This window comes from Microbacterium excoecariae (assembly GCF_011326725.1).
GTDB lineage: Bacteria > Actinomycetota > Actinomycetes > Actinomycetales > Microbacteriaceae > Microbacterium > Microbacterium excoecariae.
On the sequence record NZ_JAANCO010000002.1, the window covers coordinates 52,940 to 79,874 of the forward strand.

Annotated in this window: 29 protein-coding genes and 1 tRNA gene; 22 read left to right on the plus strand and 8 right to left on the minus strand. The window is 70.5% G+C overall.

Annotated features, from left to right (window positions below; all coding sequences use genetic code 11):
* Window positions 1–55: 55 nt before the first annotated feature.
* The 7 genes from G8E01_RS11450 (at window position 56) to G8E01_RS11480 (ending at window position 5,767) form a co-directional block, all read left to right on the plus strand.
* On the plus strand, window positions 56–1,327 hold the full coding sequence (locus G8E01_RS11450) for a sensor histidine kinase (RefSeq protein WP_166319970.1): 1,272 nt from the start codon (window positions 56–58) through the stop codon (window positions 1,325–1,327).
* Window positions 1,315–2,007, plus strand: coding sequence for a response regulator (locus tag G8E01_RS11455; RefSeq protein WP_166319972.1), 693 nt, complete (start codon window positions 1,315–1,317; stop codon window positions 2,005–2,007). The genes G8E01_RS11450 and G8E01_RS11455 overlap by 13 nt, the downstream gene beginning before the upstream one ends.
* Complete coding sequence (locus G8E01_RS11460; RefSeq protein WP_166319974.1) at window positions 2,004–2,846, plus strand: DUF4097 family beta strand repeat-containing protein; 843 nt, start codon at window positions 2,004–2,006, stop codon at window positions 2,844–2,846. The genes G8E01_RS11455 and G8E01_RS11460 overlap by 4 nt, the downstream gene beginning before the upstream one ends.
* 92 nt (window positions 2,847–2,938) lie before the next feature.
* Window positions 2,939–3,739 (plus strand): sulfite exporter TauE/SafE family protein, encoded by an 801-nt coding sequence (locus G8E01_RS11465; RefSeq protein ID WP_166319976.1) that lies wholly within the window; start codon window positions 2,939–2,941, stop codon window positions 3,737–3,739.
* Between the two features lie 2 nt (window positions 3,740–3,741).
* On the plus strand, window positions 3,742–4,191 hold the full coding sequence (locus G8E01_RS11470) for an FAS1-like dehydratase domain-containing protein (RefSeq protein WP_166319978.1): 450 nt from the start codon (window positions 3,742–3,744) through the stop codon (window positions 4,189–4,191).
* Window positions 4,191–4,610, plus strand: coding sequence for a MaoC/PaaZ C-terminal domain-containing protein (locus tag G8E01_RS11475; RefSeq protein ID WP_166319980.1), 420 nt, complete (start codon window positions 4,191–4,193; stop codon window positions 4,608–4,610). The genes G8E01_RS11470 and G8E01_RS11475 overlap by 1 nt, the downstream gene beginning before the upstream one ends.
* Window positions 4,607–5,767 carry a UDP-N-acetylmuramate dehydrogenase gene (locus tag G8E01_RS11480; protein ID WP_166319982.1) on the plus strand — a complete coding sequence of 387 codons (1,161 nt, stop codon included), beginning with the start codon at window positions 4,607–4,609 and terminating at the stop codon, window positions 5,765–5,767. The genes G8E01_RS11475 and G8E01_RS11480 overlap by 4 nt, the downstream gene beginning before the upstream one ends.
* A gap of 70 nt (window positions 5,768–5,837) precedes the next feature.
* Here G8E01_RS11480 and G8E01_RS11485 read toward each other — a convergent pair whose 3' ends face one another.
* On the minus strand, window positions 5,838–7,037 hold the full coding sequence (locus G8E01_RS11485; RefSeq protein ID WP_166319984.1) for an aminotransferase class I/II-fold pyridoxal phosphate-dependent enzyme: 1,200 nt from the start codon (window positions 7,035–7,037) through the stop codon (window positions 5,838–5,840).
* A gap of 185 nt (window positions 7,038–7,222) precedes the next feature.
* Between G8E01_RS11485 and G8E01_RS11490 the strand changes: the two genes are divergently transcribed.
* From G8E01_RS11490 to rplA, 9 genes are all read left to right on the plus strand, one after another.
* A complete protein-coding gene (locus G8E01_RS11490; protein WP_166319986.1) occupies window positions 7,223–8,686 on the plus strand; it encodes an NAD-dependent succinate-semialdehyde dehydrogenase in 1,464 nt (487 codons plus the stop codon).
* Between the two features lie 85 nt (window positions 8,687–8,771).
* Window positions 8,772–9,668: an ABC transporter substrate-binding protein gene (locus tag G8E01_RS11495; protein ID WP_166319988.1), complete on the plus strand. Its 897-nt coding sequence runs from the start codon at window positions 8,772–8,774 to the stop codon at window positions 9,666–9,668.
* Window positions 9,665–10,582: an ABC transporter permease subunit gene (locus G8E01_RS12860; protein ID WP_166319990.1), complete on the plus strand. Its 918-nt coding sequence runs from the start codon at window positions 9,665–9,667 to the stop codon at window positions 10,580–10,582. The genes G8E01_RS11495 and G8E01_RS12860 overlap by 4 nt, the downstream gene beginning before the upstream one ends.
* A complete protein-coding gene (locus G8E01_RS11505) occupies window positions 10,579–11,364 on the plus strand; it encodes an ATP-binding cassette domain-containing protein (RefSeq protein ID WP_166319992.1) in 786 nt (261 codons plus the stop codon). The genes G8E01_RS12860 and G8E01_RS11505 overlap by 4 nt, the downstream gene beginning before the upstream one ends.
* Before the next feature lie 144 nt (window positions 11,365–11,508).
* Window positions 11,509–11,581: transfer RNA gene (locus tag G8E01_RS11510), tRNA-Trp, on the plus strand.
* Between the two features lie 60 nt (window positions 11,582–11,641).
* Complete coding sequence (secE, locus tag G8E01_RS11515) at window positions 11,642–11,881, plus strand: preprotein translocase subunit SecE (RefSeq protein WP_420826125.1); 240 nt, start codon at window positions 11,642–11,644, stop codon at window positions 11,879–11,881.
* Window positions 11,882–11,898: 17 nt separating this feature from the next.
* Window positions 11,899–12,828 (plus strand): transcription termination/antitermination protein NusG, encoded by a 930-nt coding sequence (nusG, locus tag G8E01_RS11520; RefSeq protein WP_166319994.1) that lies wholly within the window; start codon window positions 11,899–11,901, stop codon window positions 12,826–12,828.
* A gap of 145 nt (window positions 12,829–12,973) precedes the next feature.
* Window positions 12,974–13,405 (plus strand): 50S ribosomal protein L11, encoded by a 432-nt coding sequence (rplK, locus tag G8E01_RS11525; RefSeq protein WP_155048136.1) that lies wholly within the window; start codon window positions 12,974–12,976, stop codon window positions 13,403–13,405.
* A 14-nt stretch (window positions 13,406–13,419) separates the two neighbouring features.
* Window positions 13,420–14,118, plus strand: coding sequence for a 50S ribosomal protein L1 (gene rplA / locus G8E01_RS11530; protein WP_166319996.1), 699 nt, complete (start codon window positions 13,420–13,422; stop codon window positions 14,116–14,118).
* Window positions 14,119–14,174: 56 nt separating this feature from the next.
* Here rplA and G8E01_RS11535 read toward each other — a convergent pair whose 3' ends face one another.
* From G8E01_RS11535 to G8E01_RS11565, 7 genes are all read right to left on the minus strand, one after another.
* Entirely contained in the window at window positions 14,175–15,095 is a 921-nt protein-coding gene (locus G8E01_RS11535) for an NADP-dependent oxidoreductase (protein ID WP_166319998.1), read from the minus strand.
* 149 nt (window positions 15,096–15,244) lie between these two features.
* A complete protein-coding gene (locus G8E01_RS11540) occupies window positions 15,245–16,990 on the minus strand; it encodes a choice-of-anchor G family protein (protein ID WP_166320000.1) in 1,746 nt (581 codons plus the stop codon).
* Complete coding sequence (locus tag G8E01_RS11545; RefSeq protein WP_166320002.1) at window positions 16,987–17,715, minus strand: hypothetical protein; 729 nt, start codon at window positions 17,713–17,715, stop codon at window positions 16,987–16,989. The genes G8E01_RS11540 and G8E01_RS11545 overlap by 4 nt, the downstream gene beginning before the upstream one ends.
* 1 nt (window position 17,716) lies before the next feature.
* The gene (locus G8E01_RS11550; RefSeq protein WP_166320004.1) at window positions 17,717–18,319 is read right to left on the minus strand and encodes a signal peptidase I; all 603 of its coding nucleotides are present in this window, start codon (window positions 18,317–18,319) and stop codon (window positions 17,717–17,719) included.
* Window positions 18,292–18,990 carry an acyl-CoA dehydrogenase gene (locus tag G8E01_RS11555; protein WP_166320006.1) on the minus strand — a complete coding sequence of 233 codons (699 nt, stop codon included), beginning with the start codon at window positions 18,988–18,990 and terminating at the stop codon, window positions 18,292–18,294. Before G8E01_RS11555 ends, G8E01_RS11550 begins: the two co-directional genes overlap by 28 nt.
* 99 nt (window positions 18,991–19,089) lie before the next feature.
* Window positions 19,090–19,542 (minus strand): MarR family transcriptional regulator, encoded by a 453-nt coding sequence (locus G8E01_RS11560; protein WP_166320008.1) that lies wholly within the window; start codon window positions 19,540–19,542, stop codon window positions 19,090–19,092.
* Window positions 19,539–21,221 carry an MDR family MFS transporter gene (locus G8E01_RS11565; protein ID WP_205827588.1) on the minus strand — a complete coding sequence of 561 codons (1,683 nt, stop codon included), beginning with the start codon at window positions 21,219–21,221 and terminating at the stop codon, window positions 19,539–19,541. Before G8E01_RS11565 ends, G8E01_RS11560 begins: the two co-directional genes overlap by 4 nt.
* A 124-nt stretch (window positions 21,222–21,345) precedes the next feature.
* Here G8E01_RS11565 and G8E01_RS11570 point away from each other — a divergent pair, with 124 nt between their 5' ends.
* The 6 genes from G8E01_RS11570 to G8E01_RS11595 all read left to right on the plus strand — a co-directional run bounded on the left by G8E01_RS11570 (window position 21,346) and on the right by G8E01_RS11595 (window position 26,915).
* The gene (locus G8E01_RS11570; RefSeq protein WP_166320012.1) at window positions 21,346–22,098 is read left to right on the plus strand and encodes a YqaJ viral recombinase family protein; all 753 of its coding nucleotides are present in this window, start codon (window positions 21,346–21,348) and stop codon (window positions 22,096–22,098) included.
* Between the two features lie 277 nt (window positions 22,099–22,375).
* Window positions 22,376–22,891 (plus strand): 50S ribosomal protein L10, encoded by a 516-nt coding sequence (gene rplJ, locus G8E01_RS11575; protein ID WP_155048131.1) that lies wholly within the window; start codon window positions 22,376–22,378, stop codon window positions 22,889–22,891.
* A 53-nt stretch (window positions 22,892–22,944) separates the two neighbouring features.
* Complete coding sequence (gene rplL / locus G8E01_RS11580) at window positions 22,945–23,328, plus strand: 50S ribosomal protein L7/L12 (protein WP_155048130.1); 384 nt, start codon at window positions 22,945–22,947, stop codon at window positions 23,326–23,328.
* Between the two features lie 192 nt (window positions 23,329–23,520).
* Window positions 23,521–24,849 (plus strand): ABC transporter substrate-binding protein, encoded by a 1,329-nt coding sequence (locus tag G8E01_RS11585; protein WP_166320014.1) that lies wholly within the window; start codon window positions 23,521–23,523, stop codon window positions 24,847–24,849.
* Window positions 24,850–24,852: 3 nt separating this feature from the next.
* Window positions 24,853–25,986, plus strand: a complete 1,134-nt coding sequence (locus tag G8E01_RS11590) for an ABC transporter permease subunit (RefSeq protein ID WP_166320016.1) — start codon at window positions 24,853–24,855, stop codon at window positions 25,984–25,986.
* Entirely contained in the window at window positions 25,986–26,915 is a 930-nt protein-coding gene (locus G8E01_RS11595) for a carbohydrate ABC transporter permease (protein ID WP_166320018.1), read from the plus strand. The genes G8E01_RS11590 and G8E01_RS11595 overlap by 1 nt, the downstream gene beginning before the upstream one ends.
* The last annotated feature ends 20 nt before the right edge of the window (window positions 26,916–26,935 follow it).

The following is a 26,935-nucleotide window of genomic DNA, read 5'->3' on the forward strand; positions in this document are numbered from 1 at the left end:
GAGCCCGGAGGATCGCCCCGCTGTGTGCGCGCTGCGCCCCGCATACGTTGGAGGCATGACCTCGCAGACCGCCCCTCCCGTCGCGCCGCCGCCGCTGTCCTCGCCGCTGCGGCTGATCGGCACCATCGCGCACCTCGGCTTCATGGCGTTCTACGGCGCCGCGTGCTTCACGGTGCTGGGGACGCTCCTGACGACCGGCGTGGGCGGCCTCGCGGCCTTCGGCCTCGGCGTCCTCCTGCTCGTCGCCATGGTCTACGCGCTCTTCGCCGCGGCCTTCCTCGAGACGGCGCGCGTCGAGGGGCTCTACGGCTTCGGGATGCCGATGCTGCGGGCGAGGCGCTCGCCGAAGCGCGGGTTCGTCGGGTTCCTCCACACCATCTGGCTCCAGTTCATCGACGGCGGCATGTGGCGCGCGATCGCCCACCTCGCGATCGCGACCGTCCTCGGCTGGATCGCCGTGGCGCTCGTCGCGGCGCTCGTGGCGGCCGTTGCGGCGGCGTTCGCGCCGCTCTACGCGCCGCCGAACGCGCGCGTGCTGTGGGACCTCCTGCCCCTGGAATCGGGGTGGGCGCCGGTCGCGGGCATCGTCGTCGCGGCGCTCGCGCTCGCCGCGCTCGTCGGGGTCGCCCTGCTCCACGGCGTGCTCGCCCGCGTGCTGATCGCGCCCATCCGTGAGGCGCAGCTCGCCGCCCAGGCCCGCGACGCCGTGAACCAGCGCCACGAGGCGATCCGCGCCAGCGACGTCGAGCGCAGCCGCATCGAACGCGATCTGCACGACGGCGTCCAGCCGCGGCTCGTCTCTGTCGGCATGACCCTCGGACTCGCGCAGCAGAAGATCGACACGGATCCGGAGCGCGCGAAGGAACTGGTCGCGGAGGCGCACACCTCGACCAAGGCGGCCATCACCGAGCTCCGGCAGCTCGCGCGCGGGATCCACGCCTCGGTCCTCGACGACCGCGGCCTCGACGCGGCGCTCAGCGCCCTCGCGAGCCGCTCGCACATCCCCGTCACCCTGGACGTGCGCATGTCGCAGCGCGCCGGGCGAGACGCCGAGGCCGCCGTCTACTTTGCGATCGCCGAGAGTCTCACGAACGCCGCGAAGCACTCGCGCGCGAGCGCCGCCCGCGTCGTGGTGCGCGACCGCCCCGACGCGGGCGCGCTGTGGGCGCGGGTCGAGGACGACGGCGTCGGCGGGGCCCGGGTCATCCCGGGCGGCGGCATCGACGGCATTCAGAACCGCATTGCGGCCCTCGGCGGGACGGCACGGCTCGACAGCCCCGCCGGCGGGCCCACGTCCCTGGAGGTGAGCGTCCCGTGCGCATCCTGATCGTCGAGGACTCCGTCCTCCTGCGCGAGGGCATCTCGCGCCTGCTGGCCGACGCCGGCCACGAGGTGGTCGCGGCCCTGCCCGACGCCTCGCGTGTGCTCGCCGCGGCCGCCGACCTGTCACCCGACCTCGCGATCGTCGACGTGCGTCTCCCGCCGACGTTTACGGATGAGGGGATCCGCGCGGCCCTCGCCCTGCGCCGGCAGGATCCCGCCCAGGCGGTCCTCGTGCTCTCGCAGTACGTGGAGGAGCGCTACGCGAGCGACCTCATCGCGCAGGCCGGCGGCGCGGTGGGGTACCTCCTCAAGGACCGCGTGACCGACGTCGCCGACTTCCTCGAGGCGATCGAGCGGATCCGCGCCGGCGCGAGCGTGCTGGATCCGGAGGTCGTCGCCCAGCTCTTCGCGCGCCGTTCGCGGGACGCGCGCATGCAGCGCCTCACCGAGCGAGAGCGGGCCGTGCTGTCCCTCATTGCGGAGGGCAAGAGCAACGGCGCGATCGCCCGGATCCTCTTCGTGAGCGAGGGGGCGGTCGAGAAGCACATCACCTCGATCTTCTCCAAGCTCGACCTCGAGCAGGACCAGCACGGCAACCGCCGCGTGCTCGCCGTGCTCGCCCACATCGACGCGACGGCCGAACCCGGTCCCGTCACCCCCACGCAGAACGGACACGAGCGATGACTGAGGACGATCAGACGCCGCGCACGGGCGCGGCGCCCACGCAGAGCGACGCGGCCCGATCGGGTGCACGGGCGCTCGCGATCACGATCGGGGTCCTGGGCGCCGGGGCGCTTGCGCTGTCGGGCGTCGGCGTCGCGTTCGCCGCGGTCGGCAGCTCGGTCGCCTCGTCGCTCACGGGGGAGGCCACGACCTCCGTCGGCGTGGCCGGCGCGACCGCCGTGGAGGCGGACGTCGCGGCGGGGGAGCTGCGCGTGGAGTTCGGGCCCGTGAGCGAGGCCGTGCTCGAGGCCGAGGACGGCCGCGCGTCGTGGACCCTGGAACGGGACGGCGACGCCATCGTCGTCGGATCCGAGGACCGCTTCGGGTGGCCCGTCACCTGGGGCCGCGGCACCTCGGCGACGCTGACCCTCCCGGCCTCGCTCGCGGGCGTCGACCTCGACGCCGAGGTCGACGCGGGCCACCTCGTCGCGGAGGGCGACTTCGGGGATGTCACGGCCGCCATGAGCGCGGGATCCACGGAGATCGAGGGTACGGCCCGGTCGGTCGATGCGGAGATGTCGGCCGGGCGCGGCGTGCTCGCGCTCGCCGACGTCGGCACCGCCGACCTCGAGGTCACCGCGGGCCGCCTCGACGCGGCGTTCGCGGGGGAGGCGCCCGGGGCGGTCGCCGTGCGCGCGACGGCCGGATCCGTCGCCCTCACGCTCCCCGACGTGCCGTACGACGTGCGGACCTCGCGCGACGCGGGCGAGATCACGAGCCGGGTTGCGCACGACCCCGCGGCCGAGCGCACGCTCGACATCGCGATCACCGCCGGCAGCGTCGAGGTGTTCGCCGAATGAGACCTCCGCCCGGTGCGCGCGCGGGGGCACGCGTGCCGGGCGGATCCGGGGGCGCCGCGCGGCGCGGGTAAGGTGGGGCGGGTGATTCGCGCATGATCTCCGACGTCCGGTCCCGCGGGGCCCGCACGCTCCTCACCTTCCTCGCCATCGGCCTCGTCTCGGGCTTCATGTCCGGGCTCTTCGGGGTGGGCGGTGGCACCGTCATCGTCCCGCTGCTCGTCACCTTCGCGGTGTTCGGGCAGAAGCTCGCCTCCGGCACGTCCGGCGCCTCGATCATCGTCACGGCGGCGGTCGGCGTCATCGCCTACGCGTCCCAGGGCCAGGTCGACTGGATCGCCGCGCTCCTCCTCGCGGTCGGCGGCGTCATCGGCGCCCCGATCGGCGCGCAGCTCCTGCACCGCCTGAGCGAGGCGACCCTGCGGTGGTTCTTCGTCGGGTTCCTCGTCGTCGTGATCGTCAGCCTGTTCTTCATCGTGCCGGACCGCGACGCGGGCGTGCCCCTCAACGTCTGGCTCGGCATAGCGCTCGTCGCGCTGGGCGTGGTCACGGGGATCCTGTCGGGCCTCATCGGCGTCGGCGGCGGCATCATCGTCGTGCCCGTGCTGATCCTGCTGTTCGGGTCGAGCGACCTCGTCGCGAAGGGCACGTCGCTGCTCATGATGATCCCCACGACGATCTCGGGTGCGATCCGCAACGCGCGCAATCACAACGTCGACTTCGTCGCGGCCGGCGTCATCGCCGCCGCCACGATCCTCACGACCCCGCTCGGCGCGCTCGTCGCGGGGCTCGTGGATCCGTTCGTCGCGAACATGCTCTTCGCCGCCTTCCTCGTCGTCATCGGCGCGCAGATGGCGCAGAAGGCGATTCGCGCGCGCCGTACCCGAGAGGACTGATCATGCCCGTGGATCCCGACCTCGCCGCGCGCGAGTTCCCGCCGACCGAGCCGTATCTCGTGGGCCGCGAGAAGGTGCGCGAGTTCTCGCGCGCCGTGTTCGCGACCGCGCCGCAGCACACGGACGTCGCGGCCGCCCGCGCGCTCGGTCACGCCGACGTCGTCGCGCCGCCGACCTTCGCGATGGTGATCGCCGACCAGACGCTCCAGCAGCTGCTCGCGGATCCGTCGACGGGCGTCGTGCTCGAGCGCGCGCTCCACACGGATCAGCAGTTCCGCTACTCGCGGCCGATCGTCGCGGGCGACGCGCTGACGGGGAAGCTGACCGTCACGCGCGTGCGGCAGATGGGCGCGGGCGCCATGGTCTCGAGCGAGACCGAGGTGACGGACGCGACCGGCGCGCACGTGGTCACGGCCGCGTCGACGCTGTTGATCGGATCGGAGGCGGAGTGATGAGCGTGCTGGACGGTCTCGAGAAGGGCCAGGTGGTCGCCGAGCGCACGGTGCACCTCACGCGCGAGTCGCTCGTGAGGTACGCGGGCGCGTCGGGCGACTTCAACCCGATCCACTACCGCGACGCGGTGGCCGAGCGGGTGGGCCTTCCCGGCGTGCTGGCGCACGGCATGCTGACGATGGGCATCGGCGCCTCCGTCGTGTCGGAATGGCTGGGCTCCGACGGAGAGATCGCGTCCTATGTCGTGCGGTTCACCAAGCCCGTCGTCGTCGACGCCGAGGCGGGCGCCGACGTGGCGATCCGCGCCACCGTGGGCGCCGTGAACGACGACGGCACGGCGCGCATCGACCTCGCCGTCACGCACGGGGAGACGAAGGTGTTCGGCAAGGCACAGGCGGTCGTCGCGGGGCGCGCGTGAGCGAGATCACCCCGCGCCCCCTGGCCGAGCTGACGACGCTCGGCGTCGGCGCCGCGCCGCTGCGCATGCGCGAGGCGGCGACGCCGGAGGAGCTCGTCGCCGAGCTGCGCGCCGTGTGGGAGGCGGGGGACGAATGGTTCGTCCTCGGCGGCGGGTCGAACCTGCTCGCGGGCGACGAGCCCTTCGACGGCACTGTCGTCCTCGTGCGCACCGCGGGCTTCGCAGCGGTTCCGGGCGCGCCCGAGGGATCCCGGCGGATCCGTGTCGAGGCGGGACAGGACTGGGACGCGCTGGTCGCGTGGACGGTCGAACAGGGGCTCGCGGGCATCGAGGCGATGAGCGGGATCCCCGGCACGGTGGGCGCCGCGCCGATCCAGAACGTCGGCGCCTACGGGCAGGAGATCGTGCAGACCCTCGTGTCGGTCGAGCTCCTCGACGAGGGCGCTGAGGCGGTCGTGGAGGTCCCGGCCGACGAGCTCGGCCTGGGGCCGCGCACCTCGGTCCTCAAACGGCACTACGGCGCGGAGCCCGAGCGCTCGGCGGTCGTCGTTGCGCTGACGCTCGAGCTGCGCGAGGTGGGCACGGATCCGCGCCCGCTCGAGGATCCGCGCCTGCGGCAGGCCCTGGGCCTCGACGGCGCGCGCGCCGACGGCGAGGACGGCGCCGGGCGGGTGTCGCTCGGCTGGATCCGCCGCACGGTGCTCGCGATCCGCGGGTCGAAGGGCATGGTCCTCGACGCGAACGATGCGGATACGCGAAGCGCGGGGTCGTTCTTCAACAACCCGATCCTGTCGGACGCGGACGCGCGCGCCCTCCCCGCGGACTGCCCCCGGTGGCCGATCGAGTCGGAGGCGGACCGGCCGCAGGTGTTCGCGCTCGACACGTGGGATGGCGTCGTCCGGCCGCCCGCGCCGTCGGCCCCGCCCGTGAAGGTCAGCGCGGCGTGGCTTATCGAGCACGCGGGGCTCGGGCGGGGCTACGGCCTTCCCGGATCCCGGGCGACGCTCTCGACGAAGCACACGCTCGCGCTGACGAACCGCGGCGGCGCGACGGCGGAGCAGGTCGCGGAGCTCGCGCGCTTCTGCCGCACCCGCGTCGCCGCCGAGTACGGGGTCGAGCTCAACCCCGAGCCGGTGTTCGTCGGCGTCACGCTCTAACAAGTCCACATTTCTCCGATAAGTCTCACCGGGAACCGGTGAGACTTATCGGAGAAATGTGGACTTGGGGCTACGCGAACAGGGCCTGAAGGCGGCGGACGCCCTCCAGCAGCTGGTCGTCCGCGAGCGCGTAGCTGAGACGCAGGTAGCCGCTCGGGCCGAAGGCTTCGCCCGGCACGACCGCGACCTCGGCCTCGTCCAGGATGAGGTCGGCGAGCTCGAGCGAGGTCTCGATCCGCCGGCCGCGCCACTCTCGGCCGAGCAGGCCCGACACGTCGGGGTACACGTAGAACGCGCCCTGCGGCACGGGGACCGTCACGCCGTCGATCTTCGACAGCTCCTCGACCATCGTCCGACGGCGCCGGTCGAACGCCTGGCGGAACGCCTCCGCGTCGTCCTGCGGGCCGGCGAGCGCGGCCACGGCGGCCTTCTGCGCAATGTTGTTCACGTTGCTCGTGAGGTGCGACTGCAGGTTCGCGGCCATCTTCATCGCGTCCGCGGGGCCGACCATCCAGCCCACGCGCCAGCCCGTCATCGCGTAGGTCTTGGCGACGCCGTTCAGGAGGATCGTCTGGCCGGCCACCTCGGGAACCGCCTCGACGACCGACACGGCGCGCACGCCGTCGTAGGTGAGGTTCTGGTAGATCTCGTCGGTGACGATCCACACCCCGTGCTCGAGGGCCCAGCGTGCGATCGCGGCCGTTTCCTCCTCGGTGTACACGGATCCCGTGGGGTTCGAGGGCGACACGAACACGACGGCCTTCGTCCGCGGCGTGCGGGCGGCCTCGAGCTGCTCGACGGTCACCTTGTACTCCTGCTCCGCGCCCGCGAACACCGCCACGGGCGTGCCGTCGGCGAGCTGGATCGCCTCGGGGTAGGTCGTCCAGTACGGCGCGGGCAGCAGCACCTCCTCGCCCGGGTTCAGGAGGACCTGGAAGGCCTGGTAGACGGCCTGCTTGCCGCCGTTGGTAACGACGACCTGGTTCGGGGCGATCTCGAGGCCCGAGTCGCGCCGCGTCTTGTCGACGATCGCCTGCTTGAGGTCGGCGAGGCCCGCAGCGGGGGAGTACCGGAAGTTCGCGGGGTTCTCGAGGGCCTCGCGCGCGGCGTCCACGGCGCCGGCGGGGGTCGCGAAGTCCGGCTCGCCCGCGGCGTACGAAATCACGGGGCGCCCCTCCGCCTTGAGGGCCTTGGCCTTCGCGTCGACCTTGAGGGTGGCCGATTCGGCGATGGCGGAGATCTTGCGGGAGAGCGGGGCGCGTTCAGTCACGCGTCCAGATTAACGAGCCGGGTGGATCCGCGGGAACAGGCGGGCGGATCCGCCGACGCGCGCCGTCATCTGCGCGCGCGTCGCACGGAATTCCCCCACCCGGATCGCGCAGGCTCCCGCACATCGTCGTAGCGTCGAGAGAGCAACCCGAGGACGCACCGCACTCTGACCGCAAAGGAGCCCTCATGCAGGACAACGAGAAGACCCTGATCGCCTCGATCCCGCCGCAGCTGTTCATCGGCGGAGAGTGGGTCGACGCGACCGGCGGCGGCACGCTCGAGGTGCGCGACCCCGCCACGAACGAGGTCATCGCCCGCGTCGCCGACGCGACGGCGGAGGACGCGACGGCCGCGCTCGACGCCGCCGTCGCCGCGCAGGCGGACTGGGCCGCCACGCCCCCGCGCCGCCGCAGCGAGATTCTGCGCCGGGCGTGGGAGCTCGTGCAGGAGCGCAAGGAAGAGCTCGCGCTCGTCATGACGCTCGAGATGGGTAAGCCGGTCGAGGAGTCGCTCGGCGAGGTCGCCTACGGCGGGGAGTTCCTCCGCTGGTTCAGCGAGGAGGCCGTGCGCATCTCGGGGCGCTACGGATCCAACCCCGAGGGCACGGGCCAGATGATCGTGTCGCAGCGCCCCGTGGGGCCGTGCTTCTTCATCACGCCGTGGAACTTCCCGCTCGCCATGGCGACGCGCAAGATCGCCCCGGCGCTCGCCGCGGGCTGCACGAGCGTCATCAAGCCCCCGCAGCTCACGCCGCTCACGACGATGCTGTTCGTGCGGATCCTCGAGGAGGCGGGCCTGCCGAAGGGCGTCGTGAACGTCGTCACCTCCTCGTCGTCGAGCCGCGTGTCCGAGCCGATCATCGGCGACGACCGGCTCCGGAAGCTGTCGTTCACGGGATCCACGGGCGTGGGCAAGCGGCTCATCGCGCAGGCGGCCGAGAACGTGCTGCGGGTCTCGATGGAGCTCGGCGGCAACGCGCCGTTCGTCGTCTTCGAGGACGCGGACCTCGACAAGGCCGTCGACGGCGCGCTCGCCGCGAAGTTCCGGAACATCGGGCAGGCGTGCACGGCGGCCAACCGGATCATCGTGCACGAGGACGTCGCGGAGGCGTTCACGGCCAAGGTCGCGGAGCGCGTGGCGGCGATGAAGATCGGCCGCGGCACGGAGGAGGGGGTCCAGATCGGCCCGCTGATCGATTCCGACGCGGTCGACAAGGCCGATGAGCTCGTCCGGGACGCGGTCGCCAAGGGCGCCACGCTCGTGCACGGCGGGCGCCGCATCGAGGGCGCCGGCAGCTTCTACGAGCCGACCGTCGTCACGGGCCTCAGCCGCGACGCCGCGATCATGTCGGAGGAGATCTTCGGGCCCGTGTTCGCCGTCGTCACGTTCGCCACGGAGGACGAGGCGGTCGAGATCGCCAACGACACGGAATACGGCCTCGTGTCCTACGTCTTCACGGAGGACCTCGCGCGCGGGCACCGCATGATCGAGCGCCTGGAGACGGGCATGATGGGCCTGAACGCCGGCGTCGTCTCGAACGCGGCGGCCCCGTTCGGCGGCGTCAAGCAGTCCGGCATGGGCCGCGAGGGCGGGCTCGAGGGGATCCACGAGTACCTCTCGACGAAGTACACGCTGCTGCCGAACGCGTAGCGGATCCGCGCCGGCGCCCCCGTCCTCTCGGAACGGGGGTGCCGGCCTCTGGCATTTATCCAGGCCGGACGGGGAGAATGGCCGAATGCGCCTGTCCCGCCTTGCCCTCGTTCCCGCCGTCGCCGCCGCCTCGGCCCTCGCCCTCGCCGGGTGCTCCTCCTCCGACGAGGAGGCCGCCCCCGCGTCGTCGATCGCCGTCGACGACGACGCGGCCGCCCTCGTGCCGGAAGACGTTCGCGACGCCGGCGTCGTGACGGTCGGCACGGAGGCGCAGTACCCGCCCTACGAGTTCGTCGACCCCTCCGACGGCGAGACGATCACGGGGCTCGACATCGACCTCCTTGAGGCGGCGACCGCGAAGCTCGGGCTCGACTACGAGCTGCAGAACGTCGCGTTCGACACGCTCCTGCCCTCGCTCGACTCCGAGCGCTACGACCTCGTCGTCGCGGGCATCACGGACAGCGTGGAGCGCCAGGCGAACTACGACTTCGTCGACTACTTCTCGGCCGACCAGGCGATTATCGTCCCGGCCGGCAACCCCGACGGGATCTCCGAGATGGGCGACCTGTGTGGCCTGACCGTGGCCGTCCTCGTCGACACGACGCAGCAGGCGCTGCTCGAGGACGCCAACGCGGACGCGTGCGCGGGCGACGAGATCGACATCCTCACGCAGCAGACCGACACCGAGGCGCTCACGCAGGTGCAGGGCGGCCGCGCTGCCGCCACCCTGACGCAGGAGGCGGTGGGCGTCTACAACGCGGCCCAGATCCAGGGCGGCGAGGCGTTCGAGGTCGCCAACGACGGGCCCATCAGCGGCGAGCCGCTCGGCTTCGTGTTCGCGAAGGGCGACGACGAGCTCCGCGACGCGTTCCAGGCCGCGCTCCAGTCGCTCGTCGAGGACGGGACGTACGACGAGATCCTGTCCTCGTGGGACGTCTCGCTCGGCGCCCTCGACGAGATCGTCGTCAACGGCGCGCAGTGACCGGCACCTCGGCGCGGGGCGCGGGCGGCCGGCGGGTCGTCCCCGTCCGCCACTACGGGCAGTGGGTGGGCATCGCGGTCATCGCGGCGCTCGCGGCCCTCCTCGTGTGGCAGGTCGCCCTGAACAGCGTGATCCGCTGGGATCTCGTCTTCTCGCGCCTCGGCGCGGAGGCGATCATGCAGGGCGCGCTCGTCACGGTGGTCCTCACGGTCATCGCCATGGTCCTCGGCGTGGCGCTCGGCGTCGTCGTCGCGGTCATGCGCATCTCGGGCAACCCGGTGCTCGCGACGGTCGCGTGGGTGTTCGTGTGGGTGTTCCGCGGCACGCCGCTCCTCGTCCAGGTCCTCGTCTGGTTCAACCTCGCGCTCTTCCTGCCCGAGATCGGCGTCGGGTCCTTCTCGATCCCGCTCAACACGATCTCGCCCTTCGCGGCGGCGCTCATCGCGCTCACGCTCAACGAGGCGGCCTACATGTCCGAGATCGTGCGCGGCGGGCTGCTGTCGGTGGATCCGGGCCAGCAGGAGGCGGCCGGGGCCCTCGGCATGACGCCCGCGCAGACCCTGCGGCGGGTGGTGCTGCCTCAGGCGATGCGCGCGATCCTGCCGCCCACGGGCAACGAGCTCGTGACGCTGTTGAAGGAGACCTCGCTCGTGTCGGTCATCGGCGCGGGCGACCTGCTCTACCGCGCCCGCCAGATCGGCGCCGCCGACTTCAGCCTCATGGAGATGCTGCTCGTCGCGAGCGTCTGGTACCTCGCCCTGACCTCCGTGGCGAGCGTGCTCCAGGCCTGGCTCGAACGCCGCTTCGACCCCGGAGCGCGCGCGAGCGGATCCGGCTTCGCCGCCCGCATGTTCGGGTTCCGCAACACGGAGCGGGCCGCCGCGCCCGCCGAGAAGACGGGAGAGCACGCGTGAGTTCCTCGACGCCGGCGGCGGGTCCGCTCGTCCGGATCGCCCACGTCGGCAAGTCCTTTGGCTCGACTCCCGTCCTCCGCGACGTCTCCCTCGACGTCCGCCGCGGCGAGGTCGTGGGGATCCTCGGCCCGTCCGGATCCGGAAAGTCCACGCTCCTGCGCCTCATCAACCACCTCGAGGAGCTGGACGCGGGCGAGATCCGGGTCGACGGCGTCCTCGTGGGGTACCGCGAGCACAGGGGGAGGCTCTACGAGCTGCGCCCGCGCGAGGTGGCCGCCCGGCGCCGCGACCTCGGCATGGTGTTCCAGCGCTTTCACCTGTTCGGGCACATGACGGCGCTGGAGAACGTGGCGGAGGCGCCGATCCGCGTGCTCGGGACGCCCCGGCACGAGGCGCGCGCCGACGCCCTGCGCCTGCTGGAACAGGTCGGGCTCGCCGACCGCGCGGGGGTGTACCCCGCGCAGCTGTCGGGCGGCCAGCAGCAGCGGGTCGCGATCGCCCGAGCCCTCGCGATGCGCCCGAAGGTGATGCTCTTCGACGAGCCGACGAGCGCGCTGGATCCGGAGCTCGTCGGCGAGGTGCTGGGCGTCATGCGCCACCTCGCCGAGGAGGGCATGACCATGATCGTCGTGACGCACGAGATCGCGTTCGCGCGCGAGGTCTGCGATCGGGTCGTCTTCATGGCCGACGGCGTGGTGGTCGAGGAGGGCGCGCCGGAGCGCGTCATCGACGCCCCGCAGCACGAGCGCACGCGGGCATTTCTCCAGCGGATCGCGGGCTGATGCGGCGCGCGCGAGGGGCGGCCCGGTTCGCGCCTCGCGAGTGCATGCCGTATGATCGATAGAGCAGTCGTTCACTGCATCCTTCGCCGTGCCTCGTGTACCGGTGGGGGGTTCGGGAGCGATCCTCGAGGCCGCAGGGCCTCTAGGGCGGTAGCTCAATTGGCAGAGCAGCGGTCTCCAAAACCGCAGGTTGCAGGTTCGATTCCTGTCCGCCCTGCGCGTCAGCGGCACGCTGACCCACGAAAGGTGACGAATGTCTCAGGATGCAGCAGGCGGAATGGCCGCCAGCGCAAAGGGCACGAGCGCCGCGAAGAAGCCGAACTTCTTCGCTCGCATCGTGACCTTCTTCCGTGAGGTCATCGCGGAGCTCCGCAAGGTCGTCACGCCGACCCGCAAGGAACTGGTCAAGTTCACGGCCGTCGTCCTCGGCTTCGTTGTCGTGATGATGGCCCTGATCCTCGGGCTCGACACGGTCTTCTCGTGGGTGGTGAACGTCGTCTTCGGCGTTCCGAACTGATTCGAAAGAGGCAACACGTGTCCGAGAAGCACCTCGACGACGCTGACTGGGCTCCCGCTGCGGAGCAGTCCAGCGAGGACGACGAGGCCCAGACGGGCAACACGCTCGCGGGCAACGAGAACGCCAGCGCGGCCGCAGAGGCCAAGGCGATGCACGTCGACGACGGCAGCGGAATCGCCGACAGCGAAGAGATCTCCATCGCAGACCCGGAGGCAGACGCGATCGTGAACGACGCACTGAACATCGACGAGGCCGCCGAGGTCGAGGCCGCGGCCGAGGTCCTGAACGACGAGGCCGAGGAGCAAGCGGCCGAGGTCGAGGCGGATCCGTACGACGAGTTCCGCGCCGAGCTGCGCTCGCTCGAGGGCAAGTGGTACGTCATCCACTCGTACGCCGGCTTCGAGCGCAAGGTGAAGACCAACATCGAGCAGCGTAAGCAGACGCTCGAGGTCGAGGAAGACATCTACCAGGTCGAGGTCCCGATGGAGGACGTCGTCGAGATCAAGAACGGCCAGCGCAAGATGGTCACGCGCGTCCGGATCCCGGGCTACGTGCTCGTGCGCATGGAGCTCAACGAGGACACCTGGTCGGTCGTGCGTCACACGCCGGGCGTGACGGGCTTCGTGGGCAACGCCCACAACCCGACGCCGCTGCGCTTCGACGAGGCCTTCAACATGCTGAAGCCTCTCGCCGAGATCAAGGAGGCCGAGAAGGCCGCCGCGGGCGACAAGAAGGCCAAGGACGCGACGGCGTCGCGCTCGATCCCGGCCGAGGTCGACTTCGAGATCGGCGAGACGATCACGATCAAGGACGGCTCCTTCGCGGGCCTGCCCGGCTCGATCAGCGAGATCAGCCCCGCGAGCGGCAAGCTCACGGTGCTCGTGTCGCTCTTCGAGCGCGAGACGCCGGTCGAGCTGTCGTTCGACCAGGTCTCGAAGATGTCCTGACCCCTTTCGGGGTCTGGCGGGACACGCTCAGCTTTCTCCGGTATATTTACGGAGTTTGCGCGCCTCGGCGCGCGCATTGCCACCACCCCCTCGCGGGCGTGGGAGAGGGCACGCACACGGCGTGCGCTCGACGAAAGGAAGAAACATGGCACCGAAGAAGAAGGTCTCGGGGCTCATCAAGCTCCAGATCCAGGCCGGCCAGGCCAACCCGGCGCCGCCGATCGGCCCGGCCCTGGGTCAGCACGGCGTCAACATCATGGAGTTCTGCAAGGCGTACAACGCCGCGACGGAGCAGCAGCGCGGCAACGTCGTGCCCGTGGAGATCACGGTCTACGAGGACCGCAGCTTCACCTTCGTCCTCAAGACGCCGCCGGCGGCTGAGCTCATCAAGAAGGCCGCGGGCGTGAAGTCCGGTTCGGCCACGCCGCACACGGTCAAGGTCGCGAAGATCACGAAGGCCCAGGTCGAGGAGATCGCCAAGACCAAGGAGCCGGACCTGAACGCGAACGACCTCGAGGCCGCGTCGCGCATCATCGCGGGCACCGCCCGTTCCATGGGCATCACGGTCGAGGGCTGAGGGGGATAACGAAAATGGCGAAGTCCAAGGTTTACACCGCCGCAGCCGCGAAGATCGAGGAGGGGCGCTTCTACACGCCCACCGAAGCCGTCGCGCTTGCCAAGGAGACCGGTTCGAAGAAGTTCGACGCGACCGTCGAGGTCGCGCTGAAGCTGGCCGTCGACCCGCGCAAGGCCGACCAGATGGTCCGCGGCACGGTCATGCTGCCGCACGGCACGGGTAAGACCGCCAAGGTCATCGTGTTCGCGACGGGCCCCGCGGCCGAGGCCGCGATCGCGGCTGGCGCCGACGAGGTCGGCGGCGCCGAGCTCATCCAGAAGGTCGCCGACGGCTGGACCGACTTCGACTCGGCCGTGGCCGTTCCGGAGCTCATGGGCCAGGTTGGTCGTCTCGGTAAGGTCCTCGGCCCCCGCGGCCTGATGCCGAACCCGAAGACCGGCACCGTCACGCCGAACCCGGCGAAGGCCGTCGAGGACATCAAGGGCGGCAAGATCGACTTCCGCGTCGACAAGCACGCCAACCTCCACTTCATCGTGGGCAAGGCCTCGTTCGACGCCGAGAAGCTGAACGAGAACATCGCTGCTGCCCTCGACGAGGTCGTGCGCCTGAAGCCGGCCAGCTCGAAGGGCCGCTACATCCAGAAGGGCGCCGTGTCGACCACGTTCGGCCCGGGCATCCCGCTCGACGTCAGCTCCATCGCTGCCGTCAGCTGAGCCTGACGCCTTCTCGAAGCCCCCGTCGCCGATTCCGGCGGCGGGGGCTTTTCGCGTCAGGCGGTGACGGAGAGGACGATGCGGCCGCGCGTGTGGCCCTCATCGAACCGGGCGTGGGCCGTGGCTGCGTCCGCGAGGGGGAGCACGCTGTCGACGAAGACGCGGATGGATCCGTCGTCGAGGAGGCGCCCGAGGGTCGCGAGCGTCTGGCCGTCCGGGGAGAAGCGGAAGTCCGTCGCCCGGATCCCGCGCCCCTCGGCGTCGTGGGCGTAGCTCGCCCACGGGTGCATCGCGATGAGGAGGCCGCCCGGGCGCAGCACGTCGAGCGAGCGCGATCCCGCCCCGTTCGGGCGATCGCCCACGGGGTCGATGACGACGTCGACGTCGGGAAGGACGTCCTCGAACCGCGTCGTGTCGGTGTCGACGACGACGTCGGCACCGAGCTCGCGCATCCAGGCAGCGCCCGCGCCGGACGCCGTGGTCGTCACGTGCGCGCCGAGGTAGGCGGCGATCTGGACGGCGAGGTGCCCGATCCCGCTCGCGCCGTCGTGGACGAGGATCCGCTGCCCGCGGTGCGCCTGCGCGACCTCGACGACGGCCTGCCACGCGCTGAGCCCCGCGACGGGCACGGCGGCCGCCTCGACGAGCGAGAGCGAGTCGGGGCGGACGGCAAGGGATCCGGACGGCACCACGGCGTACTCGGCGTAGGCGCCCGGCACGCGCGGGTAGGGCACGATGCCGTGCACCTCGGTGCCGACGGCGAGCGGGTGCGCGTCGTAGGGCGCGCGGACGACGACGCCGGCCACGTCGAGCCCGGGGGTCGAGGGGGCCGCGGAGGTCGGATCCGCGAGCGTGCCCGCGTCGGTGCCGCAGACGCCGGCGGCGTGGACCCGCACGAGCACCTCGTCGCCGACGGGGACGGGGGTGGGGATCTCGGCGACCTCGAGGCCCGCGGCCGTCTCGACGATGCCGCGCATCGTGGCGGGTGGGGCGGAGACCGCCCGCGTCCGTGTTGGCGCCCAGTGTCTCATCCGCGTCCCCCTTCGTCGCGCGTCTGGTCTCATCCAACAGGGCGCGGGTTACGGCGGCGTCACGGGCGGCGTACGAGTTGTCGTGCGCCGGGCCCCTACGGTGTCGGCAGTGTGACAACCCCGGCCCGCGCGGTGGCGAGCGAGACGCTCGTCACAAGCATCTGTTCGCCAAGCAGGTTGACGCGCAGCGCCGTGACGAGATAGCTCCCGGACGACGTGTCCGTACGCGGTTCGAAGTCGGGCAGGTCCTCCGGAGTGATGTTGCCGGGCGGGATCGGCTGATCGGGCTGGGTATTCACCCAGAGGGACAGCACGTTCGCGAGCGGGGCGAGGACCGAGCCGAGGTCCGTCACGACGGGCGCGAGGCCGGAAGTGAGTGTCGTGCCGAGCGTAGCGACCGTATCGAATAGGCCACCGACAAGCGACACGATGACCGCCGCCAGGGTGTCCGCAAGCGGGTCGAGCGCCGCGAGGATGGGATTCAGGAGCGCGCCCAGCACGTTGAGGTTCAGAAGGTTCACGGAGACGCCGGCCTCGACCGCCGCGCCGTCCTGCAGGTCTCCCAGGTCAGCATCAATATCGACAGTGACTGTGGCGACCTGAACCTGCACCAACGCGAGCTGCGCTCTCACGGCCGCGGAAAGGTCGATGTCGACGTGGGTCCCGCTGACCGCGGTCTCGAGAGTGGAGACGACTTCGCCCGTCCATGAATCGAGCAGAGCGCCGATGCGGGTAGTGAGTTCGTTCACGACGGTGTCGTTGAGAACGAGCTCGGTGTTCGGCCCGAGTGAATTCAGTCCGTTGGTCCCGCCCAAAATTCCTGCAAGGTCCACCACTATTCGACCGTCCGTCGGCTCGAGACGAATGGTGTCCGTGTCGTCCGCGAAGCCCGCGAGGAGGTCCGCGACGGCGTCACTGACGTTGGGAATTGCTGTCACGTCGACGCTTGTGCCCGCGGTGGACACGGAAAGGATCGCGAGGTCGATCGAAAGCTGACTGAGCGCACCATTGAGGCCAGCCGTCAGATCTGATTCCAACGAATTGAGGTCGGTCTGAAGCGTTGCCGCGGTGCTCACGACCGTCGATGCCAACGACGCGAGCACCGGCGAGTCAATCACGAGCTCGAGGCCCGCGATCTCGTAGTCGCGGACGACCGCATCTTCCGCCGCGGCGATGCTCCACTGCGACTCGCGGAGGAGGTCGCAGCCGTCGACCTGCGCGAGGGCGGAGACCGCTCCGATCTCGAGCCCCACATCGCTGATCGACGACGTCACGGGCAGAAGCTCGTTCAGGCTGATTGTCGAGTGCTCGGGGGGTGCGGCCGACGTCTCGCCGATCGTGATCACGCCGGACTGATCGGCGACGAGGCCCGTCGCTCCGAGAGCGACACCCCGTTCGTCGACGCGCGCATACTGTGCGAGCGCCCCGACGTCGAGACCCGGGACGCCGGCCGTGATCTGCGGGAGGCTCACACCCACGAGCCCACCGAGGGCGCCGACGGCGAGGGAGACGGCCCGCGTGTGCTGCGGATCGCCGCTCGGATCCAGGTCGATCGCCGAGTCGGGGGAATACGTCTCTGTCCCAATGCCGTCCACCTCGAGGTCGATCCCCGCCACGGAAGCGAGCCCGTCCAGATTCTGGCCGAGAAGCGTGCCCCCCACCTGCCGGGATCCTGCCTCGACGGCGTACCCGGTTTGCGTCCCGCAGTCGAACTCCGTGGTCTGCATCGACCCTGAGACCCACTCGCTGTCGTTCCAGCTGGCGGCGGAGCTCGTGACTCCCAGCGGCACGACGAGGGCGGCCGCGAGGCCCGCGGCGAGGAGGGGCGCGCGGAGCCTCATGCCTCGGCCCTCCGGGGTCGGAGGAGCGCGACGCCGCCGGCCGCAAGCGCGGCGGCGCCGACGAGCGCCGCGAGGTGGAAGGCCACGATCGGCCGGCCGCCCGTGGGGAGGAGCGCGTCGTCGCCCGGCGCGGCGGGCGCGCCCGCGTCGGCGAGCGTCGCGGTGACACCCACGGAGACGGATCCGGTCTGCCCCTGCCAGGCCTCGTCGGAGGGATCCACCCCCGTGAGCGCGAGCGTGACCAGAAGGTAGTGGGGCGCGTCGGACGCCAGGGGCGTGAGGTCGACGCGCGCGGTGGGGGTGGGGGAGAGGGATCCGGCCGCCTGCACGATCGCCGGGGCGCCGGGCTCGGCGCAGGCCGGGGCGTCGTCATCGATCCCCGTCCACGGCACGAGACACTCCTCGACCCGCACCGACAGCCCGTCCTCGCGCTCGAGCAGCGGCCCGCTGCCCGCGAGGCGCAGGTTCGCCTCCGCGACGCCCGACGGGTCGTCCTGCGTGGCTCGGATGACCCAGTAGGCGGGGTCGCCCGGCGAGATGGACTGCGCGTCGCGCGGTTCGGCCGCGAACGCCGAGGCGAGGGTCAGCATCTCGTTCGGCGTCGCCTGGTCGGGATCCGGCACGAACTCGGTCGCCCCCGCCGCGAGCGCGGGCGCGCTCCACGCCGCGACGAGGCCGGCGCCCGCAAGGGCGACGAGGCCCGCGGCACGGCGGATCCGAAACATCTCAACTCCTTGAGGGCCAGAGCACCCAGAGCGCGGCGGCGGGGATGACGACGGCGAGGACCGTGATCCCCTGGGGCGTGCCGAGGAACGACACGGCGTACCCGAGGCCGGGGACGGCAACGACCGCCCGCTGCGCCTGGGTCACGTGATAGGCCTGCGCGTCGTCCTCCTCGTTGGCGTCGCCCCGGAGGGTGAGGACCCGCTCGTCGGCCGTGTCTCCGGCGTCGATCGCGACGATCCGGTGCGTGACGAGCCGCTCGTCGTACGCGCGGGGGGCGCTCACGACGTCGCCGACCTCCAGCTCGTCGGCGCGCACCGTCTCCGTCACCACGGCGGTGCCCGGCGGCATGCCGGGCGACATGGATCCGGTCGTGAGGACGACGAGCTGGAGCCCGAACGCCCACGCGGCCAGGAGCCACGCGACCGCGAGGGCCCCGGCTGCGCCGAGGATCCATACGAGCACGTCGCGCGCCCGGTCGGCGGCGCCGGGCCCCGCCGCCGCGTGGCGTGCGGGGCCGGCACCGGCCGCCCGGACGGCGCTGTGCGCGCGCGTCGGGAGGGACACGGCGGATCCGATCAGCTGCTCAGGCCGTCGAACTCCCACGCGGGCCGAAGCTCGACGCCCATGTAGTCTTCCTCGTCCTCGCCCGCGGGCATCGTGAACACGAGCTCAAAGCAGTAGTACTGGTAGGCGCCCGTGTCCGCAGAGAGGCTCTGCGTTGCGGTCGCGCCCGACGTGCCGAGGTCGCCCGCGGCGATCTCCGTCACGCCAGCCTGCGCCGCCGTGGCTGCGTCGCAGCCGAACTCCGGGGTGGCGTCGGCCTCCGACCACGTCCACACGGTGATGTCTGTTGCGGCGAACAGGGCCGCCTGCGCCGTGCTGGCGGGGTCGAACGCGTTCACGGCGGGCTGCAGCTCGAGCGCGCCCGCGATGGAACCCGCCTCCGTGGTCATGCCCACGAGACCGTACGTGGGCTCGGTCGGCGTGAGGCTGAGGTCCGAGAAGGTGACGACGTCGGCGCCATCTGCGCTCTCGTAATGGTCGAAATCGGCGTATGCGCCAGCTTCGCCGGCCGCGGGATACGCCCGTTGGACGACTTCGAACGACGACGTTTCGATGTTTGTGCCGCTGTCGTCCTGGAGAGCGGAAGTGATCCACTCCGTGTCGGTCCAGGCGGCGAGGCTGAAGAGGCCGCCGACGGCGGCGAGGGCGGATGCGCTGACGATCGCGACGACCTTGGCCGAGCGACGCGAGCGCGAGGGCGACTGCGGCATGGTGGGCTCCTGGAGTATCTCGGTCCCGGCGGAATGCGGGTTAGTCCGATATACCCACATGCCAAGAGATTTGTCCAGGGTTTTCCCAGCAACACGCCGCTATTCGCGCGGGGGCGCCTCGTTGTTCGACAGGGCGTGCAGGAGGCGGGCCAGCTGCCGCAGCTCGTCGGAGGTCCACATGTCGACCGTGTCGCGGAGGTGCCCGGCGCGGCCCGCGCGCGCGGCGTCCAGCCGCGCGCGGGCCTCGTCGGTCGCCGACAGCAGCTGGACGCGTCCATCCTCGGGGGACGGCGCGCGGGCGATGAGGCCCAGCTCGTCGAGCTCGCGCACCATGCGGCTCACGTGCGCCTTGTCGATCTCAACGCGCTCGACGATCTCCGTCGCCCGGATCGGGCCGTGCCGCTCCACGAACGTCAGGAGCTTGTACGCGCCGGGGTTGAGCCCCGGCGAGACCCGCTGCGCCGTCTCGGTGACGACGCGGCGGAAGTGGGCGAGGAGGTCCGAGAACTCCGATTCGAGCTCCCGGACCGCCTCGTCGTGGTCGTCGCTCACGCGCGGCCGTCCTCGCCCGCCTCGCGTGCCTGGCCGACGGCGTTCGCCGCGGGAACGGATCCGCTCGCCCCGACCGTCGGGACGGATCCCGTGGCCACGGCACCCGCGCCGGCCAGGCTCGTGGCCGAGGCGTCCTGCTCCGCGCGCTCCTCGAGGCGCTGGATGTTGTTCTGGCGGTTGAGCGGCGCGTTCGGGATGAACGCGATCGCGATGAGGCTCACGATCGCGAGCGGCACGCCGACGAGGAAAGCGTGGGAGATCGCGTTCGCCGCGATGTCCTCGATGATGGTCGCCACGACGCTCGGCATGTCGCGCGTCGTGGGCAGCGCGCCGGCGGCGAGCTCGGCGGCGATCGCCTGGCCCTGCTCGCCGAGCGAGGCGATCGCCTGCCCGATCTCGTTCATGCGGTCGGTGACCTGCTCGGTCATGCTCGCGGCGAGGACGGACCCCATCACGGCCACGCCGGCGGTGCCGCCGACGGAGCGGAAGAAGTTCACGCCGGAGCTCGCGACGCCCATCTGTGCGGGATCCGCGGCGTTCTGCACGACGAGGACGAGGTTCTGCATCGTCATGCCGGTGCCCGCGCCGAGGATGAACATGAACACGCCCACCATCCACAGCGGCGTGTCGACGTGCAGGGTCGAGAGCAGCGCCGTGCCGGCGATGAGGAAGACGCCGCCCGTGACGAGGTACGGCTTCCACACGCCCGTGCGCGAGACGACCTGACCGACGATCGTCGACGCGCCGAGCATGCCCGCGGCCATGGGGATCGTCAGCAGGCCCGCCTCGGTCGGGCCGAAGCCGCGGGCGATCTGCAGGTACTGGCTGAGGTAGATCGCCGTGCCGAACATGGACACGCCGATCGAGATCGAGGCGAGCACCGCGAGCGTGAAGGTGCGGTTGCGGAAGAGCGTCATGGGGATGAGCGGCTCGGCCGTCTTGCGCTCGACGAGGACGAACACGATCGCCGCGACGACGCCGATGCCGACCATGTAGAGCGTCTCCCAGCTGGCCCAGCCGTAGTCGGAGACGTTCGAGACCCACACGAGGAGGAACCCGGCGGCGACGCTCAACAGGCCGATGCCGAGGTAGTCGATCCGCACCTTCCCCTGCCGTCGTTGGGAGATCTTGAGGGTGCGCATGATGACGATGAAGGCCACGATGCCGAGCGGCACGCCGACGTAGAAGTTCCAGCGCCAGCCGATCGAGTCGGTGAGCAGGCCGCCGAGGAGGGGGCCGCCGACCGTGCCGATCGCCATGATGCCCGCCATGAGGCCCATGTACTTGCCGCGCTCGCGGGGGCTGATGATGTCGGCCATGAGGATCTGCGCCATCGACTGCAGTCCGCCGCCGCCGATGCCCTGGAGGGCGCGGAAGAAGATGAGCATCTCGACGTTCTGCGACAGGCCCGCGCCGGCGCTCGCGAGGACGAAGATCGTCAGCGCGAGGAGCATGAGGACCTTGCGGTTGAGCAGGTCGGCGAGCTTGCCCCAGATCGGCGTCGAGATCGCGGTCGTCAGCAGGGTCATCGTGACGACCCAGGTGTAGGAGGTCTGGGATCCGCCCAGCTCGGGGACGATGATCGGCAGCGACGTGCCGACGACCGTCATCGACATCATGGAGCAGAACATGGCGAGCAGGAGGCCGGAGAGGGCCTCGAGCACCTGGCGGTGCGACATGTTCGTGGAGACGGAGGTCGTGGGTGAAGAACTCACGCGCGTCCTTTCTGCGGGAGGAGACGGGAACGCGCGGCGACGCTGTCGCGCAGAAAGTTGATAAACGTCAACTATAGGCGATTGGTTGATGTTCGTCAACCAAATCGGATCCGTCGCGTCGCTCCGGGAGTTGTCGGATCCCTCGGCTATCGTCGGGGGCGTGTTCACCCCCGACCTCGAAGCCCGGATCGTCGCCGATTCGCGCGACCGGGTCGCGTGGCTGCGGGCGCGGTCGCAGGGCATCACGGCGACCGACGTCGCCCACCTCTCGACGCCCGCGTCGATCCTCCGGGCCGCCCAGCAGAAGCTGCGCCCGTCGAGCTTCTCCGGGAATGCCTACACCGACCACGGCCGGCGCCGCGAGCCCGAGATCGCGGCATGGGTGGAGCGCGAGCACGGCATCGCGCCCTCGAGCGCGCTGTTCTGCGCCGTCGTCGAGCGGCGCCACCTCGCGACCCCCGACGGGATCTCGCAGGACGCGGAGGGGCGGATCCTTCTCGCCGAGATCAAGACGACGAACAAGCCGTGGCGCACGATTCCGCGTCACTATCTGCGGCAGGTGTGGTGGCAGCAGCACGTCACGGGCGCCGAGCGCACGCTGTTCGCGTGGGAGGAGCACCGCGACTTCCGCCCGCTGCATGACGAGCCCAAATCGGTCTGGATCGACCGCGACGACGCCGAGATCGGCACTCTCGTGACGATGGCGACCGCGCTCATCGACGAGCTGTACCGGATGACGACGGGGCAGTCGATCCCGCAGCACGACCTCTCGCCACGCGAGCAGGCAATGCTCCGCGAGGCCACGGCCGACGCGTATCGCGCCCTCGCGCTGATCGACTGACGCTGGGGAATCGCCGGGAGGGGCTGTCCCCGATTTGGCGCGAGGCCGCGCGTGTCGTACGCTGGAGGAAGCCGAAGACCGCCGGTCGTCGGTGCGTGTACACGTACCGAACGAAGCGCTGCAGATGCAGGGGCCCGCGCAGGTGTATCGAACTGCTTCCCGAATCCGGGATTCTCAGCTCCGTGCGCCTCGCGCCGGAGCTTTTTTCATGTGCGGCGGGCGGGTCCGGCCGGCACCTCACCACCGTGAGGCGCCTCGTACGTATCAAGGAGTGGCCATGGCGCAGAAGGAAGCATCGGTCGCCGAGCTCACGAAGAAGTTCGAGAGCTCGACCGCCGTCCTGCTGACCGAGTACCGCGGCCTGACGGTAGCTGAGCTCAAGGAGCTCCGCACGAGCATTCGTCAGGACGCGGAATACGCCGTGGTGAAGAACACGCTGACCAAGATCGCCGCGGGCAACGCGGGGGTCGAGGGGCTCGACGACGACCTCCAGGGTCCGTCGGCGATCGCCTTCGTGCACGGTGACCCGGTCGCCGTCGCCAAGGGCCTGCGCACCTTCGCCAAGGCACACCCTCTTCTCGTGATCAAGAGCGGTTACTTCGACGGTAACCCGCTCACCGCTGAGGAAGTCGACAAGCTCGCCGACCTCGAGAGCCGTGAGGTCCTGCTGTCCAAGGTGGCAGGAATGATGAAGGCCTCGATGTCGAAGGCTGCTGCCGTCTTCCAGGCGCTGCCGTCGAAGACCGTCCGTACGGTCGAGGCGCTGCGCGAGAAGCAGGAGAACGCGGCCTAATCGCCGTCGTTCACACAGACCCCCTACCTACCTCAACAAACAGGAGATACATCATGGCGAAGCTCAGCACCGAAGAGCTGCTCAGCGCGTTCGAGGAGCTCACGCTCATCGAGCTCAGCGAGTTCGTGAAGGCGTTCGAGGAGAAGTTCGACGTCACCGCCGCGGCCCCCGCCGCCGTTGCCGTTGCGGGCGCTCCCGCCGCCGCCGCCGAGGCCGAGGAGGAGAAGACGGAGTTCGACGTCATCCTCGAGGCTGCGGGCGACAAGAAGATCCAGGTCATCAAGGTCGTGCGCGAGCTCACCTCGCTCGGCCTGGGCGACGCGAAGGGCCTCGTTGACGGCGCCCCGAAGCCGGTTCTCGAGGGCGCCGCGAAGGACGCCGCCGAGGCCGCCAAGGCGAAGCTCGAGGAGGCCGGCGCCACGGTTACCGTCAAGTAATCGAGGCTGACGCCTTTTTCGGCAGCGCCCCCGGAGCCCGACGGCTCCGGGGGCGCTGTTCGCGTTACGTGTCGGTCACGTCTCGCCCGCGCGGGCCGTGGGAGCGTTGCCACGCGCCGCCGTCGCGGCTATGTTCGTCGGCACGGGGTGACGACGCCCCGTCAGTCAACGACAGCCGATGGGGGCACGACGATGACGCTACGACGAAACCGATGGATCCTGACGGGAGCCGGCTTCGCGGCCGCCGCTCTCACTCTCTCCGCCTGCACGGGTGGGCCGGGGACGGGCGGATCCGGTGGGTCCGGTGGTTCCGGCGGGGACCAGGAAGTGACGATCTACGGCACGATCGTCGACACGGAGGCCGAGCTCCTCGAGGAGTCCTGGGCCGACTGGGAGGAAGAGACGGGGATCGACATCGTCTACGAGGGCTCCCAGGAGTTCGAGGCGCAGATCGCCGTCCGCGCCCAGGGCGGTAACCCGCCGGACCTGGCCTTCTTCCCGCAGCCGGGCCTGTTCACCGACCTCGCGAGCCGCGGGTACCTCGTGCCCGCCTCGGACGGGGTCGCCTCGAACGTCGAGGAGTTCTGGAGCGAGGACTGGGCGTCCTACCTCACCTACGAGGACGAGCTGTACGGATCCCCGCTGATGGCGAACATCAAGGGGTGGATCTGGTACTCGGTGCCGGCCTTCGAGGAGCACGGCTGGGAGACGCCGACCTCGTGGCAGGGCCTGCTCGACCTCACGGAACAGATCCGCCAGGACACGGGCGAGCCGCCGTGGTGCGTGGGCTTCGGATCCGACGCGGCGACGGGCTGGCCGGGCACCGACTGGATCGAGGACCTCGTGCTGCGCGCGCAGGGACCGGACGTGTACGACCAGTGGGTCGACAATGAGGTGCCGTTCACGGACGACGCGATCGCGCAGGCGTTCGACGACGCGGGCCAGATCATGCTCGACGACAACTACGTCAACGCGAGCTTCGGTGGCGTGAACTCCATCGACTCGACCGCGTTCGGCGACGTGTCGAACCCGCTCGTGTCGGGCGACTGCATCCTCTCGCACCAGGCTTCCTTCCTCGAGGGCTTCCTGATCGACGCGGGCGGCGAGGTCGCCGAGGACGGCGACGTGTGGGCGTTCATGACGCCGCCGTACGAGGACGGCGGCGAGACCGCCGTCACCGGCGGCGGCGAGCTCATCGGCGCGTTCAACGACGACGAGGCCACGGTCCAGGTGCAGGAGTACCTCTCGAGCGCCGAGTGGGCCAACTCCCGCGTCGAGCTCGGCGGCGTGATCAGCGCGAACTCGGGCCTCGACCCGTCGCTCGCGTCGAGCCCGATCCTCGAGGAGTCCGTCGCGCTCCTGCAGGACCCGGAGACGACCTTCCGCTTCGACGGATCCGACCTCATGCCGAGCGCCGTGGGCGCCGGCACCTTCTGGACGGGCATGCGCGACTGGGTCGGGGGATCCGACGTCGACACGGTGCTCGAGCAGATCGAGTCGGGCTGGCCGACGGGGGAGTAACCCGTGGCCTCCTTCCTCGAGTGGCTCAGCTGGCTGTCGCCCTGGGCTCAGATCCCGATCGTCATCGCGGTGTTCGCCGCCGCGGTGGGGGTGCTGCTGTTCTTCATCGAGATCGCACCGCGGCCGGGGCGGGTGTACACCCTCATCCGCCTCGCCGCGTGCGTCCTGATGCCGCTCGGGGTGCTCTGGGTCCTGCAGTCGTGGTGGTGGGCGATCCTCGCCGCCGGGGTGCTCGGGCTGCTGTTCTTCTGGCTCGACATGCGCGCGAAGGAGGGCGCGGGGTACCTGTTCCAGCTGGTCGGGTTCCTCGCGCCCGCCCTGGCGCTGCTCGCCGTGGGCCTTGTGCTCCCGGTGATCCAGACGCTCATCCAGTCGTTCATGAACTCGCGGGGCACCGACTTCATCGGGCTCGACAACTACCTCTGGATCGTGACGCAACCGCAGGGGATCCGGACCATCGCCAATACGATCGTGTGGGTGCTCGTCGCGCCCGTCGCCTCGACCGTGATCGGCCTCGTGTACGCGTACTTCATCGACAAGACGCGCGGCGAGAAGATCTATAAGACGCTGATCTTCCTGCCGATGGCGATTTCGTTCGTGGGCGCGAGCATCATCTGGCGCTTCATGTACACGGCGCGGCCGGCGGATCGCGAGCAGATCGGATTCCTCAACCAGGTGATCGTCTGGCTGGGCGGCGAGCCCGTCCGGTTCCTGCAGGTCGAGCCGTGGAACACGTTCTTCCTCATCGTCGTCTTCGTGTGGATCTACACGGGATTCGCGATGGTCGTGCTGTCGGCGGCCATCAAGGGCGTGCCGGCCGAGCAGCTCGAGGCCGCGCAGATCGACGGGGCGAACGCGTATCAGCGGTTCACGCGGATCGTCGTGCCGGGGATCCGCTCGTCGATCATCGTCGTGCTCACGACGATCGCACTGACGTCGATGAAGATCTTCGACATCGTGCGCACGATGACCGCCGGCGGCAACAACACCTCGGTCATCGCCAACGAGATGTACACGCAGTTCCGGAGCTTCGAGTCGGGGCGTGCAGCGGCCTACGCCGTGATCCTGTTCGTGCTCGTGCTGCCGCTCATCATCTACAACGCCCGCCAGATGAACAAGCAGAAGGAGGTGCGCTGATGAGTGAGACACGGAACCTCGTCACGGCGGGCGCGAAGCCGCGGGCCCTCCGGGGTGCCAAGATGCGCCTGACGTCGCCGTGGGCGACGGTCGCCGCGCTCGTCATCGCGGTGATCTGGACGATCCCGACGTTCGGGATCCTCGTGTCGTCTTTCCGTCCGCGCACGGAGATCCAGACGACGGGCTGGTGGACGGCGTTCGAGAACTGGGGGTGGACGTTCGAGAACTACTCCGAGGCGCTCTCGACCGCCACCGGCGGCCTCACGATGGCGCAGGCGTTCATCAACTCCTTCGCCATCACGCTGCCCGCCGCGATCATCCCGCTCATTGTCGCGACGCTCGCGGCGTACGGGTTCGCGTGGCTCGATTTCCCGGGCAAGAACGTCCTGTTCGTGTGCGTGTTCGCCCTCCAGATCGTCCCGATCCAGATGGCGTTCATCCCACTCCTGCAGCTGTTCTCGCAGGGGGAGATCTTCGGCTTCCCCGTGATCCAGGCGTTCGGGAGCGCGGGGTACGCGCAGGTGTGGGTGGCGCACTCGATCTTCGCGCTCCCGCTCGCGATCTTCCTGCTGCACAACTTCATCGCGCAGATCCCGGCCGACGTCATCGAGGCGGCGCGCGTGGACGGCGCGGGGCACGGGCAGATCTTCTTCCGCATCGTGCTGCCGCTGTCGATGCCGGCGATCGCGTCGTTCGCGATCTTCCAGTTCCTGTGGGTCTGGAACGACCTGCTCGTGTCGTTGATCTTCGCCGACGGGAACGTCGCGCCGGTCACGAAGGTGCTCGCGCAGATGACGGGCCAGCGCGGCGAGGACTGGCACCTGCTGACCGCCGGCGCCTTCATCGCGATCATCGTCCCGCTCGTCGTGTTCCTGCTCCTGCAGCGGTTCTTCGTCCGCGGCCTCCTCGCGGGCGCCGCCAAGGGCTAAGTCCACATTTCTCCGGCAAG